Annotated in this window: 14 protein-coding genes; 2 read left to right on the top strand and 12 right to left on the bottom strand. The window is 69.4% G+C overall.

Annotated elements, in window-relative coordinates; genetic code table 11:
* Positions 1-12: 12 nt before the first annotated feature.
* Genes nbtC through EEB19_RS11555 form a run of 3 tightly spaced genes read right to left on the bottom strand, consistent with a single transcriptional unit; the run spans position 13 to position 5,343 of the window.
* Entirely contained in the window at positions 13-3,228 is a 3,216-nt protein-coding gene (nbtC, locus tag EEB19_RS11565; protein WP_187586316.1) for a nocobactin polyketide synthase NbtC, read from the bottom strand.
* Positions 3,221-4,552 carry a polyketide synthase gene (locus tag EEB19_RS11560; RefSeq protein WP_187586314.1) on the bottom strand — a complete coding sequence of 444 codons (1,332 nt, stop codon included), beginning with the start codon at positions 4,550-4,552 and terminating at the stop codon, positions 3,221-3,223. Before EEB19_RS11560 ends, nbtC begins: the two co-directional genes overlap by 8 nt.
* Entirely contained in the window at positions 4,549-5,343 is a 795-nt protein-coding gene (locus EEB19_RS11555) for a thioesterase II family protein (protein WP_187586312.1), read from the bottom strand. The genes EEB19_RS11560 and EEB19_RS11555 overlap by 4 nt, the downstream gene beginning before the upstream one ends.
* An 86-nt stretch (positions 5,344-5,429) precedes the next feature.
* Between EEB19_RS11555 and EEB19_RS11550 the strand changes: the two genes are divergently transcribed.
* Complete coding sequence (locus EEB19_RS11550) at positions 5,430-6,074, top strand: GNAT family N-acetyltransferase (RefSeq protein WP_187586310.1); 645 nt, start codon at positions 5,430-5,432, stop codon at positions 6,072-6,074.
* Between the two features lie 8 nt (positions 6,075-6,082).
* Here the strand turns inward: EEB19_RS11550 and EEB19_RS11545 are convergent, their stop codons facing one another.
* From EEB19_RS11545 to EEB19_RS11535, 3 genes are read right to left on the bottom strand one after another with little or no spacing between them, the layout of a single operon-like run.
* Entirely contained in the window at positions 6,083-7,408 is a 1,326-nt protein-coding gene (locus EEB19_RS11545) for a SidA/IucD/PvdA family monooxygenase (protein WP_187586308.1), read from the bottom strand.
* Complete coding sequence (locus EEB19_RS11540; protein WP_187586306.1) at positions 7,405-10,989, bottom strand: non-ribosomal peptide synthetase; 3,585 nt, start codon at positions 10,987-10,989, stop codon at positions 7,405-7,407. Before EEB19_RS11540 ends, EEB19_RS11545 begins: the two co-directional genes overlap by 4 nt.
* 50 nt (positions 10,990-11,039) lie before the next feature.
* Positions 11,040-12,380, bottom strand: a complete 1,341-nt coding sequence (locus EEB19_RS11535) for a salicylate synthase (protein WP_187586304.1) — start codon at positions 12,378-12,380, stop codon at positions 11,040-11,042.
* A 144-nt stretch (positions 12,381-12,524) separates the two neighbouring features.
* Between EEB19_RS11535 and EEB19_RS11530 the strand changes: the two genes are divergently transcribed.
* A complete protein-coding gene (locus tag EEB19_RS11530) occupies positions 12,525-14,174 on the top strand; it encodes a (2,3-dihydroxybenzoyl)adenylate synthase (protein ID WP_187586302.1) in 1,650 nt (549 codons plus the stop codon).
* 244 nt (positions 14,175-14,418) lie between these two features.
* Here the strand turns inward: EEB19_RS11530 and EEB19_RS11525 are convergent, their stop codons facing one another.
* From EEB19_RS11525 to EEB19_RS11500, 6 genes are all read right to left on the bottom strand, one after another.
* Positions 14,419-15,351 (bottom strand): ABC transporter substrate-binding protein, encoded by a 933-nt coding sequence (locus EEB19_RS11525; RefSeq protein WP_316245469.1) that lies wholly within the window; start codon positions 15,349-15,351, stop codon positions 14,419-14,421.
* Positions 15,348-16,148, bottom strand: coding sequence for a hypothetical protein (locus EEB19_RS11520; RefSeq protein ID WP_187586300.1), 801 nt, complete (start codon positions 16,146-16,148; stop codon positions 15,348-15,350). The genes EEB19_RS11525 and EEB19_RS11520 overlap by 4 nt, the downstream gene beginning before the upstream one ends.
* A 306-nt stretch (positions 16,149-16,454) precedes the next feature.
* Entirely contained in the window at positions 16,455-17,447 is a 993-nt protein-coding gene (locus tag EEB19_RS11515; protein WP_187586298.1) for an ABC transporter substrate-binding protein, read from the bottom strand.
* Between the two features lie 32 nt (positions 17,448-17,479).
* Positions 17,480-18,334 carry an ABC transporter ATP-binding protein gene (locus EEB19_RS11510; RefSeq protein WP_187586296.1) on the bottom strand — a complete coding sequence of 285 codons (855 nt, stop codon included), beginning with the start codon at positions 18,332-18,334 and terminating at the stop codon, positions 17,480-17,482.
* Positions 18,331-19,419, bottom strand: coding sequence for an iron chelate uptake ABC transporter family permease subunit (locus tag EEB19_RS11505; protein WP_187586294.1), 1,089 nt, complete (start codon positions 19,417-19,419; stop codon positions 18,331-18,333). The genes EEB19_RS11510 and EEB19_RS11505 overlap by 4 nt, the downstream gene beginning before the upstream one ends.
* Positions 19,416-20,474 carry an iron ABC transporter permease gene (locus tag EEB19_RS11500; protein WP_262365597.1) on the bottom strand — a complete coding sequence of 353 codons (1,059 nt, stop codon included), beginning with the start codon at positions 20,472-20,474 and terminating at the stop codon, positions 19,416-19,418. Before EEB19_RS11500 ends, EEB19_RS11505 begins: the two co-directional genes overlap by 4 nt.
* Between the last annotated feature and the right edge of the window lie 119 nt (positions 20,475-20,593).

Genomic DNA, 20,593 nt, shown 5'->3' with positions numbered 1-20,593 from the left:
GCGCGGTGGGCGTCACCCCATCAGCTCGATGACCTCGCGCAACGTCGCGCCACCGAGGATCGCCTCGATCGGCAGATCCTGGTCGAGGACGGTCTTGACCCGCTTGCGCAGGTCCAATGCCTGCAAGGAGTCGAGGCCGAGGGCGACGAGCGGGAGGTCGGGATCGAGGTCGACCTGGGCCGGATCCAGGCCCATCGTGACCGCGAGCTCGGACCTCAGCAGGTCCGCGACGGACGCGGTCGTCGCGGGACCGCCCGACCCGGCGGGTTCGGCGGTCGCGGCAGGTTCGCCAGGCTGGGTTGGTTCGACAAGCTGGGTGCGCTCGGTGTCCTCGACGACGTCGGTCGACTCGACTGTGCCCGGAGCCGGTCGCACGATGGCACTCGGAGCGGCCGCGTCGTCCGGGATCTCGGCCAACAGTCGCTGCGCACCGAGCAGTGCGAGCACGTCGCGCAGTTCGGCGAAGTCCGCCGACAACACGATGCTGTCCGTCGACAGATCACTCAACCCGACCGCCAGCGCCGCCGACGGCGTCATCGGCACCACGCCGGCGCCCTGCACCCGCGCGACTCCGGTGACGTCGAGCGGTCCCTGCACCCGCCACAGGCCCCACTGGATCGAGGCCGCACGCGTCCCGTCCGCGCGCAGTTCCGCCGCGACGACATCGAGCATCCGGTTGCCGAGCGCATACAGCGCCTGATCGCGCCCGCCCAGGGTCGCCGACAGCGACGAGCACAGCAGCACACGGACGTCGTCGGCGCTCGGGATCGCCGACAGCACCGAGCGCAGACCGGTCACCTTGGCCCTCAACGCGTCGTCGAGGTCCGCGCGGGTGATGTCGCCGGCCGGTGTCGCGACGTAGTTGACCGCGGCATGCACCACCAGGGTCGCCGGCTCGGGCAGTGCCGCGGCGAGACCGGCGAGTGCGGCCTCGTCGGCGATGTCGCAGCGCACGACGTCGATGACGGTGTCGTGCCGCCGACGCACGGCCTCGATGCGGCGGGCCACGTCGGAGGTCCCGCCGGAGCGGCTGACGAGGGTGATCCGCCCGGCACCCGCCGCGGCCAGATGATCAGCGAACTCGAGTCCCAGCTTGCCGGTGCCCCCGGTGATGAGGACATGGGTGAGATCCGGCGTGGACTCGGTGACGACGTCACCCTCATCGCCCTCCTCGCCATCGTCACCGTCGGCCTGTGTGAGCCGTTTGACGTAGAGCGTTCCGGCGCGCACCGCGAGTTCGGCCTCGTCGGCGACATGCACGGCCGAGACCACCTCGGCACCCGGATCGCCGTCGGAGAGCGGGTCCAGATCGAGGTGCCGGAATCGGACCGCCGGGTGGTCGGCTGCTGCACAGCGCAGCGCCGAGGTCAGCGACGCGTGCACCAGATCCGGAGTCTGGTCGGCGTCGACCACCTGCTCGCCGCCCATGGTCACCCACCAGAACTGCCCGGGCATCGGATCGAGCCCCGCACGCCACCGACCGTCGACGAGGACGTCGGCCAGATGATCCGGCGCGCCATCGGGTTTCGTGCCGGCCGGCCCCACCAGCAGGACCGCCGTGTCGGCGTCCAGGGGCTGATCACCCGCGCCGACGACGACTGCCGATGCGCCCTGCTGCTCCGCGGCGGCCTCGATGGCCCGCGCCAGGCCGGCACCCTGGTCGGTCGGATCGAGGATCGCGATCCGCCTCGGCGGCAAGAGACTCCGACGCTTGCACGGCCGCCACGTCTCCACCAGACGATGGACCGCGTTGCCTGCCTGTCGCGCTGCCCAGCCGGGCAGGTTCACCTCGTCGTCGCGCCCCGCCTCGCGATCGGCCCACAGGTGGACGCGACGCATGACGGTGTTCGGGAAGCCGAGCAGCGGCGGTTCACCGGGGCCGACGGGATCATCGACGGGTTGCAGTGCGTCCCAGCGGAATCCGCTGTCGGCCACGGCCACGGCGGCGACGTTTCGGGTGAACTCCTCGAGTCCGGCGGCGTCGCGGCGGGACGTGCCGATCACCGGCCGCGCAGCGAGGCCGGCCTCGTCGACGTCGGAGAGCGTCTCTCCCATGGCCAGCAGGAGCGTCGGATGTTCGGACATCTCGATGAAGAAGTCGGCGCGGTGGCCGACGACGGCGTCGGTCATCGCCTTGTCGAAGCGGACCCGGTTGCGCAGATTCCAGAACCAGTAGTCACCCAACGACATCGTCTCGTCGACCGCGCGGCCGAGGGTGGCGCCGATGCACGGCATCGCCCCGGCGAGCATCGACTCGTTTTCCAGGTAGGTGCCCAGTGCATCGAGGAACGCCGGCTGATACTCACTGACGATGCTGGTGTGGGCCGGGTACTCGACGCGGATCTCCTTGGCGAACTTGCCCTGTGCGGTCAGCGCGTCCACCATGCCGAGGACGGCCTCGCGTTTGCCCGAGATGCACAGGATGTGGGCCGAGTTCACCACCGACAGTTGCGCCCACCCCGAGTTCCGCGCGAGCAGGTCCTCGCACTCGTCGACGTCGATACCGACGACGGCCATCGTGTGTCCGCGGGGCGACAACTCGTGGACGAGGCGCGCCCGGACGGTCACGATCGTCAGCGCGTCGGACAGGGTCATCGCGCCGCTGCGGTACGCCGCGGCGATCTCGCCCTGCGAATGTCCGACGGTCGCCGCCGGTGTCGCACCTGCCCCGTCCCACATCGCGGTCAGTCCCGCCATCTGCATGAACAGGGCAGGCTGGATGGTCCGGACGTCGGTCGCGGACGGGTCGTCGGCGGCGAGTTCGCCGAGGACGTAGTCGCGGGGCGACTCGCCGAACAGTCTCATCGACTGTGCGTGACACGCATCGACCTCACGCCGATAGTGCTCGGACAGTTGGTAATACGAGGCCCCCATCCCGGGACGCTGACCACCCTGCCCCGGGTAGGTGTAGGCGATCCGACGCGGCGCGGCCGCACCTGCACCTCGTACGACGTCGGGGTGGACGCGACCGGCCGCGAGGGCGTCGAGCGCGTCGAGCAGTTGCGCGTGTTCGCTCGCGAGAACGAGTGCACGATGGCGCCGCGCCGGCCGGGTGCGCAACAGGTGGGCACCGACTCGCGCCGGGCCGACGTCGGGATGCCGACGCACCCAGTCACCGATGGCGGCCGCTTCCTCGACGACGAGTTCGGCCGTGTCCGAGGAGATGAGGATCGGGACGCGGCCGTCGGGCAGGGTGGGCCCCGGTGTGGCACTCGGATGCTCAGACATGGGCGCCCTCGGTGTCGGCGGAGTTCGGGACGGGCATGCCGATGATGGCGTGGGCGTTGGTGCCCGACACCCCGAAGCTCGACACCGCCGCGTATCGGTGTGTTCCCCGGGGAATCCACTCGCGTCGTTCGGTCGCCAGGCGCAGCGCGCCACGGTCCCAGTCGAGTTTGTCGGTCGGGTCGTCGGCGAACAGGCTCGGCACCGTCTCCCCGTTCGCCCCGCAGAGCAGGATCTTGATCAGGCCCATGATGCCGGCCGCCGCCTGGGCATGTCCCGCATTGGATTTCACCGAACCGAGCAGGACCGGGTCGTCGGCGGGTCGTGACGCGCCGTAGGTGTTCTGCAGTGCCTCGAGCTCCATCGGATCGCCGAGCGGGGTGCCGGTCCCGTGGCCTTCGATGACGTCGACGTCCGCCGGGCAGATCCCCGCGGCGGCGATGGTGCGCTCCACGAGCCGCTGCTGGGCCGACGCGCTGGGCACCACGATGGGAGCGCCCCGCCCGTTGTGGTTGACCCGGGTGGCGAGCACGGTACCGAGGACGCGGTGGCCGAGTCGTCGGGCCCGGCCCTCGGGTTCGACGATCACGACTCCTGCGCCCTCACCCCACAGGGTGCCGGTCGCCGACGCACTGTAGGACCGCAGGTGCCCGTCGGTGGCGAGTCCGTTGTTCTTGGCGAACTCGACGAACGCGGCAGGCGATCCCATCACGCAGACCCCGCCGGCCAACGCCCACTCGCAGTCGCCGGAGCGGATGGCGGCCGCAGCCAGATGCAGTGCGGTCAACGACGAGGCACAGGCGGTGTCGACGGTCATCGACGGCCCGATCAGGCCCAGTGAGTGCGAGATCCGTCCGGCGACGGCACCGAGTGCGGTGCCGGCGATCCGGTGACCGGAGTACTCGTTGACGGCGGCCGCACGTGGTCCGTACTCGGCGATCGACGCGCCCATGTAGACGCCGACCTCCTCGTCGCCGAGGGACGCGGGATTGATGCCCGCGTTCTCCAGGGCACGCCAGGCCACGCGCATGGCGACGCGTTGCTGCGGATCCATCGCGACCGCCTCGCGTGGGCTGATCCCGAAGAACAGCGGGTCGAATTCGGCAGCGCCGCGCAGGAATCCGCCAGCGTCCGGCACCGATCCCCAGCCGTCGAGGTTGCCGAGCGCGAGCACCTGGTCGACCGGCCAGTCACGGTCGCGGGGAAAGGGTTCGATCAGTTCGACGCCGTCGGCGAGGGCGGTGAAGTAGTCCTCGGGGGTCTCGATACCGCCGGGCGCCTCCACGGCCATCCCGGCGATCACCACGGGTTCGACGCCGGGTGTCATCGTCGCGCCCGATCCGGTCGGGCGGCATCGCGTGTCTCGGTGAGCACCTCGAGGATCTCCGGCCCGCTCTCGTGCAGGTAGAAGTGCCCGCCGTCGAACACACTGACGGTGACATCGTCGGCGTGTGCCGACCAGGTGTGCAGGTCGTGCGGCTTGATGACCGGGTCGTCGGCGCCACCGATCACCGTGATCGGCGTGGCGATGCGGACGTCCGCGGAACACCGGTATCCGTCGAACGCCTGGTAGTCGGCCCGCAGCACGGGCAGCGCCATCCGCATGACCGCCTCGCTGCCCATCACGCCGGTGCCGGTTCCCTCCAGGACCGACAGGTGCGCCATCAGGCCTTCGTCGTCGGTCGGGTGCGGTGGCAGATCGGCGACGCGGCTCGGTGCGGTCGCGGCGGAGACGACGAGTCCGGTGAGCGGGACGGACCGGCGCTCGGCCCGGCGGACGAACTCGAAACCGACGAGCGCACCCAGGCTGTGGCCGAACACCGTCAGCGGCGCGGTCGCCGCGTCGGGACGGTCGAGGTAGTGGTCCACGGCCTCGTCGGCGAGGTCACCCAGGTCGGCCGCGGCCGGCTCGCGCATCCGATCCTGCCGTCCCGGGTACTGCATGATCAGCACCGTGAACTGTCTGCTGAAGATCTCGGAGAGTGCGCGATAGGCCGACGCCCCGCTGCCCGCGTGCGGAAAGATCAGCAGCGGCGGCAGATCCGGCCGCAGCGGCTGGTGGAACTGTCGCAACGCGCCGAGCGCCGGTCGGGTGGGGCTGTCCTGGTTCTGCGTCATGTCGCCTCCGGGAGTGGGCTGGGGCTGTCGGGGCATGGGTTAGCCTGGCGTGACCGCATCACCGAGACCGAACGGAGACGTCCGGAATGGATTCCGCCGACACGGGGTCGAGCGACCAGTACGCCATCGGCCGTGAGATCACGGATGTCCCAGCCGAAGTCGCGGCGGCGGGACCGCCGGTCGTACCGACGACGGTCGGACGCTTCACGGTTCGTCCGGTCGATCCGGCCCGGGACGCCGCGATGTTGGTGTCGTGGTTCACCCGGCCACACCTCGCGGAGACCTGGGAACAGCAGGACTGGTCGGCGCAGCGGTGGCAGTCCGACTCCGGGCATCGACTGTCCGGGGACTACTCCCGCCCGCTCATCGTCTCCCGCGACGGCACCGACGTCGCCTACATCGAGCTGTACCGTCCGGCACGCGACGAGATCGCACGGCTGTACCCGGCGGACCCGCACGACATGGGCCTGCACGTCGCGACCGCGGATCCGGAGCTGATCGGCAGAGGAGTGATGTCGGGATTCATGGCCGACCTCGCCGGCGTCCTGTTCGACACCGAGCCGCGGTGTCGCCGAGTGGTTCTCGAGCCCGACGCCCGCAATGAGCGGATGCGCAGGGCGCTGCTCCGGCGCGGCTGGACCGATGTGGGCGAGTTCGACGTCCGGCCGGACCGCCGTATCGCGCTGCACATCCTGGGCCGCACCCCCGAGGACGTCCCGCAGGGACTCTGAACGTCGCATCAGCCGACCTCACCGATGGAGGTCGCACGGCTGTCGCGGCGTCGGCGGGTCGAGATCCGCAGAATGCGGTTCGACAACTCCCCGAGGCAGCTGAGGTTCGGGAATCCGGGCCCCTGCGCGAAGCCGGCGAGATTGGGCAGGAACAGCGTCGGCGTCAGGCCGGTGACCGCCAGATCGTGTCCGATCACCGATTCGACGCGCTCGAGCGTCGGCGGCCACCCGAGGGTGAGCTCGAGGAGGTCCGCGGCATCGTCGGTGAACAGGTCGAGGAACCACAGCGGCTGGCCACCGGTCGCGTCGACGACGAGGTCGAAGGTGTGGGTCGCCGACGGCCGTCCCGGATTGTGCAGGGTGACCGCGATCATCTCCCCGGCCCGCCGGGCGGCGACCACCCGACCCTGCAGATGGTTGATCCTGTTGTCGCCCAGCAGGTTGTCCTGGACCCGAACGGAGAACACACCCCGGTCGGTGCGCCGGATCACCTCACGACGCTCCTCCGGGGAGATGTTCGCCCATCCGGTCGGATCGGTGAACATGGCGTTCTCGAAGTAGCTCTCGCCGCGGGTGTAGATGGTCGCGCCCGGCGAGATCACCGACACCGTCATGACCTCGTGGCGGGCGAGTTCGTCGAGTGCCGAACCGGCCGTCTCTCCCCCGCCGATCACCGCCGCGCGTGAGGCGACCGGGAGGTCGCGGCGCGACACCCGATCCCAGAACGATGCGATGGACAGCACCCGTTCGTCGTCGAGCAGCGCCGTCTCGCTGGCGCCCGGCCCGGTGATCATCAGTGCGTCGCCGATGATCTCACTGCTCGTCCCGTCGGCGGCGACGACTTCGAGCGTCCAGGTCTCGTCGTCCGCCGACACCGAACGCACCGTGGCGTTCACGATGTCGAGATCGATGCGGTTGGCGACCCACTGCAGGTAGCGGGCCCACACGTGGTGGTGCGGATTCGGTCGGCCCCGATCGATCCATTCGGCATAGGTCTGGTGCTCGACGAGGAACGACATCCAGCTGTAGTCGAGCATCCGTCGGGAGATCTCGGCGTTGAGATCGCCGCCGGCAGCGTCCTTGCCACCACGCCCGGCGAACGCCGAGCGGTAGGGGAAGCCGATGTCCTTCTCCGGGCTGGTGCCGAGGCGGTGCCGCCCGTCGGTCCAGCCGCCGATCGACTGCCAGTTGGCGCCGACGGCGTGGGCCTCGATCACACGGACGTGTGGCGCCGGCATGCCGAGGTCGCGGCACACCTTGGCCTTCGCCGCCACGGCGAGGGCTTTCGGTCCGGCACCGATGATGAGCAGGCGCTCGGTCGGTTGTGCGGTCATCGCAGCGACTCCGACAACTGATCGTCGTCCATGGCGGCGACCTCCAGATACAACGCGGCCACCTGCTCGAGCCGGCCCGGCCGTTCGTCGGCGGCGTCGATGCGGCGGGCGAGATCGCGGACGTTCCGCGCGGCGAAGATGTCGACGACACCGACCTGGGGCGCGTCGAGCCACTCCCGCACGCGCGCGACCACGGTGGTGGCGAGGACGGAATCCCCACCGACGGCGAAGAAGTCGTCGGTCACACCGAGACGATCGGCGTCCGCACGCAGCACCTCGGCGACGATGGACAGCAACGCGCGCTCGAGGTCGTCGGCGGGCTCGACGCGTCGCTTCGCGTCGCCACCGTCGGAGCCGTCCGCGGTGGCGACCGACCGCGCGATCGCCGCGCGGTCGAGTTTGCCGTTGGAGGTCAGCGGCAACTCATCGACGATCTCGAGCCGCGCCGGGATCATGTACGCCGGCAGCAGTTCTCGGAGCTCGCCGAGGATCTTCTCGGCCGTCGTCGCCGCCGGCGGCGCGTCGGTGGTGATGACCGCGGCGAGCGCCCGCGGGCCGTCCGGGGCACCGGTCAGCATCGCCACGGCGTGACGCACCCCGTCCACCGAGCGCAGCGCTCCCTCGACCTCGCCGAGTTCCACGCGGAAACCACGTACCTTCACCTGGTGGTCGGCGCGACCGAGGAACTCGATGGTGCCGTCCGGCCAGTACCGGGCGAGGTCGCCGGTCCGGTACCAGAGACGCCCCTCACGTTCGACGAAGCGTTCTGCGGTGCGGTCGGGATCGTTGCGGTAGCCATGGGCGACGCCGGCACCACCCACCCACAGTTCTCCGGTCACCCAGTCGGGGCGGTCTCGGTCGCGTGAATCGACCACGCGGCATTCGACATTGCGCAGCGGGGTGCCGAACGGGACGGCGGTCCAGTGTGCGGGCGGGTCGACGACCTCACAGACCGTGCCGTGGATGGCGAACTCGGTGGCCCCGCCCAGACCGGCGAACCGGGCCGCGGGGGCGAGCGCGTGGAGCCGGCGTGGCAGGTCGACGCCCACCCAGTCGCCCCCGAGGAGCACGGCGCGCAGCGAGTCCAGAGTGTGCTGATCTCCTGTCGCCCGGCCGGATTCGGCTGCGGTCAGCAGCATGTCGAGTGCGCTCGGGACACAGGTGAGCACCGAGGCGCCGTGGCGGGACGACAGCTCGAGCCAGGCGGCGGGATCACGGGCGTCGTCGGCGCCCACCGCGATCACCGCACCGCCGGCGCCGAAGATGCCGAAGATGTCGTAGACCGAGATGTCGAACTCCAGGGCCGCGACGGTGAGCGTCCGATCGGCGGGTCCGACGTCGAACCGGTCATTGATGTCGTCGATGGTGTTCATCGCCGCCCGATGAGACACCTCGACCCCCTTGGGGGTCCCCGTCGATCCAGAGGTGAAGAGGATGTAGGCGACCGACTCCCGAGGCGGGAGAACGGCTTCGGTGAAAGAGGTGCGATGGTCGAGCGCGCTCGTCAGGTCGAGGCCGGCGACGCCCTCGGGCAGATCGTCGAGAGCACGTCCCTCACCGAGGACGACCCTGATGTCGCCGGTGCGCAGGATCGTGGCGCGACGTCGCGGCGGGTGGTCGTGCGCAACGGGCACCCAGATGGCACCGGTCGCGACGACGCCCAGGGTGGCGATCACCTGATCGGGCCCCTTGGGCAGCGACACCGCGACCGCATCGCCGGGCAGGACGCCGGCCGACCGCAGCGCGCCGGCCACCGTCAGCGCGCGGCGCGCCAGCTCGCCGTAGGTCAGCTCTCCGTGGCGCCAGATCAGCGCGGTGCGTTCGGGTTCGGAGATCGCGCGGGTGAAGAACTCCTGGTGTAGTACGCGCTCGCTGGTGGCCCCGGCGGTGTCGTTGACCCGTTGCCGGACCGCGCGCTGATCCGCCGGCAGCGACGGCGCGGAGGTCGCCATCCATCCGGCGTCACCGTGGCGCAGACGCTCGACGGCGGAGACATAGTGCGCGAACATCGCGTCCACCACACCGTCCGGGAACACCGACTCGCGCACGTCCCAGTTGAGCAGCAGCCCACCCCGGACCTCGGTCACCTGCGCGTCGAGGATCACCTGCGGTCCCTGCGACACGATCCAGGACGGATCGCCGAGGCGCTCGAGCACGTTCTCGGAGAACAGCTCTCCCAATCCGAGCGCGCTGGTGTAGACGACCGGGGCGAGCACCTGTTCCCCGCGGGCCCGACCGAGGTCGCGGAGCACCTCCAGCGCCCCGTACGCCGAGTGGGAGCCGTTCTCGTGCATCGTCTTCTGCATCGACCGGGTCAGGCCCAGGACCGAATCGGCATGGCGTGTGTCGACGTCGATGAGGATCGACGAGCTGAAGTCGCCGGACACCCGCTCGATGTCGGGATGGACGGGTTCGCGGTGGAACAGCGGCACGTTCAGCAGGAACCGGTCGTCGGCCGACCACGCACCCAGGGTCGACGCGAACACCGCCGCGAGCGCGATGGCCGGGGTGACACCGCGCTCGTGGGCCGCCGCCAGCAGTTCGTCCTTGGCGTCGGCGTCGAGCCAGTGATGATGCCGGACAACGCGGTTCGCGTCGTCGGCGCGCACGTCCGAGCGGGTCGGCAGGGCGGGGCCGGCGGGCAGGTCGTCGAGGCGCCCGGCCCACCACTCGCGGTCACGGTCGTGGGCAGGGTCCGGGTTGTCGGTGCGATGCCGGAGATAGTCACGGTAGGTGACGCCGAGATCTGGCGGGGTGTCGCCGTCGTAGAGGTCGACGAGATCGGCCAGCAGCGCGCGGTAGCTCATCGCGTCGGCGACGAGCATGTCGACGTCGACGTGCAGACGGTGCCGTCCCGCCGACAACAGGCTCAGCGTGATGTCGACGACCTGCCCCGACGCGACGTCGAGTTTCTGGTGGCTGGTGCGGTCGCGGGTCGCCTCGAGGACACGGTCGGCGTCGTCGGCGGCCAGATCACGCAGGTCCTGCACCGAGAACGGGTCACGCGCCGGGCGGGCGAGGACCTGCTGGGTGCCGTCGGGGAGGAACCGTGCCCGCAGCATGGGGTGTCGGGCCACGAGCGCGTTCACCGCCGCATGGAGACGGTCGGGTTCGAGTCCTGCGCCGTCGAACTCGACGTAGAGGTGGGCGGCGACGCCGCCGAGGTCGGCGGCATCCGTCCGGCCGATCCAGTAGGCGTGCTGCATCGGGGCGAGCGGGAACGGGTCGTCGGCGGCCGGTGCGGTCGGTATCGGGGAGTCGATGGATGCCGCGGTGTCGAGCTCTGGGGCTGCGGCCTCGGGAGTGGCGGCCTCACCGGCGTCGGACTCACGCGGGTCGCTCGGCGAGGCGACGGCCGGCGCGGTCGCCGCCAGCATCGTCGCCCACGCGTCCACCGTCGGGGAGGCGGCCAGCTGCGCGAAGTTCAGGCGGTGGCCGCGTTTGCGCCAGCCGCCGGCGATCTTCATCATGCGGATCGAGTCGAGGCCGAGTTCGATGAGGTCGGCGTCGTCACCGATCTCGTCGGCGTCGACACCGAGGGCCGATGCGATGGCCTGCCGGACCTCGTGTTCGGCGTTCATCGATGCGGACTCCTCTCTGTCGGGATGACTGGTGGCCGTGCGGTCGGCGGTCACGACCCGTGCCGGCGCATCACGTGGGGCGCCACGCTGGCCAGCTTCTCGCAGGTCTCCTCGAACTCGCGGTCGGGGTCGGACTGCCCGACGATGCCGGCACCGGCACGCAGCCACGCACCGTCGTCGGAGTCGAAGATCGTCCGCAACGCCAGGGTGGCCTCGAGCTCGCCCGCGGACGTCGCCGTCACCACCGCCCCGGAGTACAGCCCACGGCGGTCCGGTTCCAGCCGATAGATGGCGTCGAGCGCGGCCGCCTTGGGGATGCCGGACGCGGTGATCGACGGGAAGAGGACGGTCAGCGCCTGCCAGGGCCCGGCGTCGGGCCGCAGTTCACCGCGCACGGTCGACGCGAGGTGCTGGACGCTGCCGCGCTCGCGGATCACCATGAACTCGCTCACCGCGGTCGTGCCCGGCAAGGAGACCGACGCGATCTCGTCGAAGCACGCCCGCACCGACATCGCGTGCTCGGCGATCTCCTTGGCGTCGCTGAGCAGCTCGGCTCCGGCCGCGGCGTCGAGTTCCGCGGACCGACCGAGCGCGCGTGTTCCGGCCAGCGGCTCGGTCACGACCGTGCCGTCGGTGTCGACGGCGACCACGAGCTCGGGGCTGAAGCCGGCCGCCGACAGCCCGCCGAGGCTCAGCAGGTAGGACCGCGCCGGGCTGTTCTCGACACGTCCACGTGCATAGGTGGCGGGCAGGTCGACGGGGAATGGGATGTCGACGCGGCGGGACATGATGACCTTCTGGTAGCGCCCCGCGGCGATCTCACCGACGGCCCGCGCGACCCGTCCGCGATAGTCGTCCTGATCGTCGCGGACGTCGATCGGCGACGGCGCCGCGGTAGTGGCGACCGACTCGGCCAGCTCTCGCAGGCGAGCGGCGACCGCCGGCGCTGCGGTACCGGTGTCGATGCCGTCGACGTCCACGGACGCCTCGAACTCCGGGATGATCAGGTGGGCGAGGATCGTGTCGTCGGCGATGCGATCGGCCAGGTCATGATGCGGCGCGCAGTAGTCGAAACCCACCCAGCCGTATACCCGCCACTCCGGCGACGACAGTGCCGACAGGGCACCGGTCAGGGCGGCTGACGGGTCCCCGCTCCACGGGCGTGTGGTTCGCGTGCCGTCGGTCTCGGTGATCTCCAAGGTCTCGGCGGTGAGCACGATGCGTGCCGCGACCCCGGCCGCGAAGACCCATCGTCGCGCACGCTCGTAGACGACGTACTCGGCGACCACACCCGCACCCGCCCAGGCCGCACAGATCTGCGCGGGATGGGCGGTGCTGTCGCCGGACGTGCGGCGATCCCCGGTGGGGGTCGAGTCGACGGTCAACGACATGACCCGGACCTCCTTGTGGTTCGACCAGAGGACAGCACCTCGGACAGAAATGCCTTAGGCCAGGCTAATCTACCGGCCCGGCCAGGCCCAGAACACCTGTTGTGACTTAGGTTGCCCTAATGGCCGATGTGTTTGAATACCTCCATGAGTGACGTCGCCGACGACCTCGCCGAGGGCTTCCGGCCACACCCGCCCGCCGCCGCTGCGAGGTACCGGGAAGCGGGTCTCTTCGCCGAGGTGCCGCTGTGGCATGTGCTCGAGCGTGCCGCGACGCGACGACCCGACGCACCGGGTCTGACCGACGCCTCCATCGACGGGCCCACGACCCTCACTTTCGCCGAACTGCACGAGCGTGTGAGGCGTCGGGCCGCCGGTTTCGTGGCCGCCGGACTCGCCCCGGGCAGCCGGGTGATCCTGCAGCAGCACAACTCCGCGGAGTTCGTGATCACCTTCTTCGGTCTCCTACGGGCCGGGATCGTCCCGGTGATGACGCTCCCCGCCCACCGCATCGCCGAGATCGCCCATCTGGCAGCCGGTTCCGACGCCGTCGCCTACGTCACCGAGGACGGTCGACGCGGTTTCGACCATCGCGACCTCGCCATCGAACTGCAGTCGCGGGTGCGCGGCTTGCGCGATGTCTTTGTCAGTGGCGATCCCGGGTCGCATCAGCCGCTACCCGACGCCGATCCGGCCGAGGTCGGCCTTCCCGACGCAACCGCCACCGACCCGGACACGCCCGCGGTGTTCCTCATCTCGGGTGGCACAACCGGCCTGCCGAAGCTCATCGCGCGTACCCACAACGACTACGCCTTCAACGCACGCCGCTCGGCCGAGATCGCCGGGTTCACCGCCGACGACGCCTACCTCGTCGCGCTGCCCGGCGCGCACAACTTCCCCCTGTGCTGTCCCGGCATGCTCGGCATCATGTGGGCCTGCGGGCACACGATCGTGACCGATGACCCGAGCCCCGACAACACCTTCGATCTCATCGAGCAGCATCGGATCACCGCGACCGCCCTCGTACCCGCGCTCGCCCAGGTGTGGTGCGCCGCCACCGAATGGGAACCCGCCGACATCTCGTCGCTGCGGCTGCTGCAGGTCGGTGGGGCCAAACTCGCCGAACCCGACGCGGTCGCCCTCGACGCCGCACTCGGCGACGTCGTCCAGCAGGTGTTCGGCATGGCCGAGGGGCTGATCTGCTACACCCGCCTCGACGACCCGCGCGACCTGGTGCACCGGGTCCAAGGGGCACCGATGTCGGAGTACGACGAGGTGCGGGTCGTCGACGAGAACGGCGACGACGTCCCCGACGGTGTCGAGGGAGAGCTCCTCGTCCGCGGCCCGTACACGATCCGCGGGTACTACCGCGCCGACGAGCACAACGCCCGATCGTTCACCCCCGACGGGTTCTACAGATCCGGGGACCGCGTCCGCCGACTGCCCTCGGGACATCTCGCGGTCACCGGCCGCATCAAGGACACCATCGTGCGCGCGGGCGAGAACGTCGCCGCCGACGACGTCGAGGAGAATCTCCTCGCACACCCGTCGATCCGCGCGGCAGCGGTGATCGGTGTGCCCGATGAGTCTCTGGGAGAACGGATCTGCGCGGCGGTGGTGTTGTCGCACGAGCATCCGCGCGGCGAGGAACTCCGCCTGCCGCAGGTGCGTGCCTTTCTCACCGATCGCGGGCTGGCGTCGTTCAAACTCCCCGACACGCTGGTGACGGTCCCGGGACTGCCCGTGACCGCCGTCGGCAAGATCGACAAGACGGCACTGCGGGAGTCGTTGGGCTGACGCCCTTTCCGACGCCGACCGGGTCCAGATTCTCGCCGACCGGGTCCAGAATCTCGCCGACCGGGTCCAGTTCTTCGCCGACCGGGTCCAGATTCTCGCCGACCGGGTCCAGATTCTCGCCGACCGGGTCCAGAATCGCGCCGACCGGGTCCGCGATGCCCGGGGTCGCCGTCAGGACTGGGAGACAGCGGCCAGCGCGGGCCTCATCTGTTCGAACGCGTACGGAATCGAGTTGGGTGACGGCTCATTCAATCCGTTGATCTGAACTGTCGACATCATCGCGACGGCACCGGTCCGCACCGAGCGGAGATTTCGATACCCGGGCAAGGCCTCCATGCGCTCCTGCAGGGCGGGTGTCTGCGCTGCCATCCAACAGATCGGAGCCGAGCATCGGGATGTTCTCGGTACTGACCTGGAAACGGGGCTGTCCGGTGCGCGACGACTGTCGGATCACCTGTGGTGCCATGCGCAGCCCCAGCGATGTGAAGAGCTTCGCCGCGCCGTCCGATGCATCACCGAGAACCGACAGCTGATCTGAGCCGTACAGATACGCGAACGTATAGGTCTTACCCCGGAGTCCGGGGAATTCTCTGGTGATCTCATCGGTATTCGCCGTCACCCCGGCGATGATCTCCGTGGCCCTGTCGGGCTGATGCAGGATCGTGCCCATCAGCGTGACCATGTCCTCCCACGGGTCGACCTGCTGACCGCTGATCTTGTCGATGGTCGGCGCCAGCTTGGACAGATTCTCGAAACTGCCCGACATCGAGGCAAACCCTGGCGCGAGGATGAGATCAGGCTCGAGCGCCGCGACGGCCCCGACGACATCCCCCTCGAGTTCGATCGGCGTCGAATCGGCCAGTTTGTCCCCGAACCACGGCGGCGTGCTGCCCGTCTGCTGCCGGAGAGAGTCGAAATAGCCGACGGGGACGACGCCGAAGGACAACGCGACATCGGTCCACTGGCCGCCGAGTGTCACGATCCGCTTCGGAGTGCCGTCGACGGTCACCTGACGGCCGTCGGGCAGGTTGATCTGCACCGGGGCAGTGAACTGCTCATCGGTCGATGAGCAGCCGGCACCCATCAGCGCGACGGCCGCGACGAGGAGCACGACGACCCACGACCTGCGGACCCCGCACAGACCTCCGGTCCGTCGCATGTCGGGCAGCCCGCTCACACCGAGCACGGGATCAATGCATACGAGGCGACATCGCAGACGCTGCGATCGGAGAGCTTCCATTTGTTCCCCGCCCACACCCAGGTGAGCTGACGATAGCGAGAGCCGTTGCCGACCAACGACATCTGCAGTGTCGCACTGAGGCTGGTGCCGTTGCGCCGCACCGGACCGATCATCTGGTAGGTGAACCCGGCTCCGCTCACCCGCAGCATCTGCGCGACCTGGTCGATGGACCGCAGTCCGCGCTCGCCGCTCTGCAATTCGTCGGCGCGGGTGGCCCGCGCGGCTCCGGTGTTCATGATCAGCTTGATCTTCGTGTTGAGTTGCCCCGGTGTGAGGGCGGACGGGGATGCCGCGGGAGCGGGCTGAGCCGGGCCCGCCGCCGCCGGCGGTACGGGAGCAGCCCCACCCTGCGGCGCTCCGGCAGGCGGGGCCGCAGAAGTACCAGCGCCGGCTCCGCCGTCGCTTTCCGGCACCTGCTCGCCCGTAGGTCCCTGGCCTCCCGGAGCGGCATCCTGCGCAGGTGCGGCACCGTCCGGGACGACGACACCGTTCGGTGCCGTACCGGCCGGACCCGTAGGCGTCCCGGCGGCTCCGAGGTTGACAACCGTCGGGGTCTGCGAGCCCGGAGTGTTGCCTGCGCGTTGGTCGACAACCAGAATCCCCACCACGCCGATGGTGACGATGAGCGCCGACACGATGGCCGCAACCCCTGCCGATGCCACGATCGTCGCGATGCTCACGCCCGAGCCTGACGCGCGACCGTCGTCGTTCGCGTCGTAGTCGAACTCCGCCACTGTGCCGTATCCCCTCTCCGGGAGTACAGCCCCCGAGCCCCACGATGAAGGCCAGGCTAACCTGGCTGCGGCATCGGGCCAATCCTCCGATCGGACGATCTCCACGGAATCTGGCCATCACGTGCCCGATCGGCGAGCCGTCCGGGCACAGTGGGCGCGATTCTGGGCACGATCGGCACGATTCTGGGCACGATCGGCGAGATTCTGGGCACGATCGGCACGATTCTGGGCACGATCGGCGAAGTCCCTCGGAGTCACCGCATCTTTGCGATTACTGCACCTTCGCGATTACTGCACCTTTGCGATTCACTGCACCTTCGCGGCCGCGGTGGCGAGCATCGGCGTGAGACGTTCGAGGGCGAACCGCAGGGACTCGGGAGTACCCGCCGACATCGCCTGCACGATCGGGTCCGTCTCGGCGAGTTCGATCGCGCGTCCGTCGCGGGTGACCGGCAGGGAGTTGATGAGGTTGTCATTCTGCAACTGCGACAACGGCATACCGATCGGCGCGAAGACCGCGACCTGACCGTCGAGCGCCGTGACCTTCTCCACCGGCACCGCTGCGAAGAAGCCCTGCGCCTGCAACTGCGCGACCGGCGGATACTGGACGAACCCGAGTTCGGCGATGGTGTCGAAGCGGGCGTCACCCGGCAGGTAGGCACCGTAGGCGGAGCCGAACTTCGCGCCCCACACGAACGTCTTGCCGGCGAAGCCGGGGTTCTGCTGTTTCAACGAGGTCTGCAGGTCCGTGGTCTGCTTGATCTGTTCGTCGCCCTCGGCCGACTTGCCGAGTGCGTTGGCGATCAGCTGGGTCTGCATCTTCCAGTTGATCGCGTAGTCGGGGGTGCCGGCCGGCGCGGTCACCACCGGCGCGATCGCCTTCAGACTGTCGGTGACCTTCGAGTCCGACTTCGACCGGACGTTGAGGATCAGGTCCGGGTTCAGCTCCTTGATCTGCTGGTAATTGAAGTCGCCCGCACTGGCGGCCGAGATGATCTGCGGTGTGTCGCTGCCGAATTCGGCCGACGCCCACTGCCCGACGCCTTTGCTCTGGGCGCCGAAGGACATCCAGTCGTAGATCGCGACCGGCTTCACGCCCAGGCTGAGGGCGATCTCACCGTCGGACCAGCCGAGGGCGACGACGCGCGGGTTGTCGGGCAGACCGAGATCTGGTGTCGCCGATGGGTCGGAGTACACGGTGTTCTCGGTCGAGTCGGACTGGATGCACCCGCTCAGCGCGAGCGCGAGGACCATCACGATCCCGATCACACCTGTCAGTCGGCGCACGATGGTGGCCATCGGATCTCCTCTTCTCTCATCGGGCTCGCCGGTCACTGTCGTGAGCGGAGTGTGGCGGTGTCGCCGGGTACCTCGTCGAACGAGACGGCGCCGTCGCCGAGTGGGATGACCAGCGGGGTGTCGGTCTCCGGGTCGGCGATGATGCGGGCCCGGACCCCGAACGTGCGATGGACCACGTCGGCGGTGATGACGTCGGCCGGGGCACCCTCGGCGATGATCTCTCCGCCGCGCATGGCGATGATGTGACTCGCGTAGCGCGCGGCCTGGTTGAGGTCGTGGAGCACCGCTACGAGCGTGGTGCCGCTCTTGTTCAGGGTGGTGCAGAGTTCGAGGACCTCGATCTGGTGTGCGAGATCGAGATAGGTGGTCGGCTCGTCGAGGAGCAGGATCGGCGTCTGCTGGGCGAGCGCCATCGCGATCCAGACCCGTTGTCGCTGACCGCCCGACAGCGCTTGCACGCGCCGCTGCGCGAGATCGGTCAGTCGGGTCACCTGCAACGCGAAGTCGACCGCGGCCTGGTCGGCATCGGTCCACTGCCGGAACATGGTCTGGTACGGAAAGCGTCCCCGCGACACGAGATCGATGATGGTGATGCCCTCCGGCGCGATGGACTGCTGGGGCAGCAGGCCAACCTCACGAGCGAATTCCTTTCCGCCGTATCCCTTCACGTCCTTGCCATCGAGCAACACGGCGCCACCACGCGGGGCGAGCAGGCGGGACAGGGAACGCAGGAGGGTCGACTTGCCACAGGCATTCGGTCCGACGATGACGGTGAACGACTCGTCGGGGATGGTCACGTCGAGCTGCGCGAGGATCGTGCGGTCGTCGTAGCCGACGTCGAGTCCCGCGCCGGACAGACGCCCGGGTACGACTGGATCAGCGGTCATGGCCTCGCCTTTCGTGACTGGGCGATCAGGAGTCCGAGGAGGTAGACGCCGCCGATCGAGGTGGTGACGACCCCGACGGGCAGCTGTACGTCCGGGGCGAGGATCGTCCGGGCGATGGCGTCACAGCTGACGAGCAGCACCGCCCCCACCGCCGCCGACGTGACCAGCGGGATGCCGGGGGTCGGCGAGATCCGCGCCGCCAGTTGCGGAGCCACCAGTGCGACGAACGCGATGGGCCCAGCGACCGCGGTGATGACCGCCGCGAATCCCACGCCGATGAGCAGCAGCATCCACTGGGTCCGCGCCACGTCGACACCCTTGCTCTGGGCCGAGTCGGCACCGAGCTCGAACATACGCATCCGGGGCGCCACGACGGTGAGGAACGGCACCAGGATCGCCAGCCCCACGATGACGGGCACGGTGTCGGACATCTGTATGTCGTGCAGATCGCCCATGCCCCACGACGCGGCCGATGCGGCATTCTGCACGTTGGCGGTGGCGATAAGATAGCCGTTGAAGGCGACCAGCATCGCGTTGATGCCGATCCCCACGACGACGAATCGGTAGCCGCTCGTACCTCCGCGCATGCCGAGGTAGTAGACGGCGCCGGCGGTGGCCAGCGATCCGAGAAGGGCGCCGATCGTGGCACCGCCCGAATCGAGGTGCAGGACGAGCATCGCGATCAGAGCGCCGGTGTAGGCGCCGGTGGTGAAGCCGATGATGTCCGGACTACCCAGCGGATTCCGCGTGATCGTCTGGAAGATGGCTCCCGACAACGCGAGCGCCGCCCCGCCCACGAGCGCGAGGAGTACCGCGGGCAGCGCCGCGGCGACCAGGTCGGCGGGTGCGCCCGACGTCTGCCCGGCCAGGACGGACAGGATCTGCCCGAGGCCGAGTCCCGGGCTGTCGGTGGTGCTGACTCCGAGCGACCACGTACCGACGACGAGGGCGACGATCACGAGCAGCACCGAGATCGCCAGCGAGGCGATGTCGATGCGCAGACTCAGCATCGGGGTCCGGAGGAACTTGATCCGGCGCGGCCACCGGGCCGGTGTCGGTGGCCAGACACGGTCCTGCACGGTCATTCGTCGGCACCTCCCTTTCGCCGGACCAATGCGATGAGCACCGGTGCACCGAGGAATGCCGTCACCATGCCGACCGGCAACTCGCTCGAGGTCGCGACACGAGCGATCAGATCGGAGCCCACCATGACGATCGGACCGACCACGAGGCACGTCGGCAGCAGCCATCTGTTGTCCGGGCCGAAGAGGACGCGCACCACGTGCGGCACCATGAGCCCGACGAAGGTGATCGGACCGAGGGCCGCCGTGGCCGAACCGCACAACACCGTGACGATCACGAAGCCCGCCAGGCGCACCCGACCGACGGGGATGCCCAACGCACGCGCCCGGTCGTCGCCGAGTGCGAGTCCGTTGAGGTACGGGATCAGGACCATGGCGACCAGGGCACCGACCACGATCGGGATCCACACCACCGTCACCTGTGACCAGTCGCGGCCGTCGAGCGTCCCCACCTGCCAGCTACGAATGGCGTCGAACGACTTGGGGTTGATCATCGTCAGACCGAAACCGATTCCGCTGAAGATGGACCCGGCGGCCACACCGGTCAGCACCAGCTTCTCCGGGCTGGCGCCACTGATGCCGCGGGAGCCGACGACGTACACCAGTGTCGCGGCGGCGAACGCTCCCACCATCGCGGCGACCATGTAGCCGCTGATCGAGCTGATCCCGAAGGCCACCGCGGCGACGACCATCGCGAAGTACGCACCCGAGTTCACACCCAGGATTCCGGGGTCCGCCAACGGGTTTCGCGTCAGGCCTTGCATGATCGCCCCAGACGCCCCCAGGGCGATCCCGACCAGGACGGCCAACAGGGTACGCGGCACTCGGTTGTTGCGGATCACCTCCAGCGTCGTCGGATCTCCCTCACCGAACAGGGCGCGCCACGCGTCGGAGACCGAGTAATCGCCGGAGCCGACGAAAAAACCGACGAATGTCAGCACGACGACGGTGGCGATCAGCAGGAACAGGATCGCGGCCCGCGACAGTGATCCTGCCCCGGGCCGCACCGATCCGGGCGCACCCGGGGAGGCGGGTCGGTCCGCGGTATCCACACTCACAGGCGTCACCAGTCGTCGAGGTTCTGTGCCGTTCCACTATAGGTTAGGCAGACCTACTTCAGCCGGAGGTGCGGTCGGTCGGACTCGCCGACAGCGACCCGAATTTCCGTCGAGCGGGT

Origin of the sequence: Gordonia sp. OPL2 (assembly GCF_003797825.1) — a bacterium.
In the GTDB taxonomy this organism is placed as follows: Bacteria; Actinomycetota; Actinomycetes; order Mycobacteriales; family Mycobacteriaceae; genus Gordonia.
Note: the sequence above shows the minus strand (reverse complement) of the source record. Positions and strands in the feature narration are given on the sequence as shown.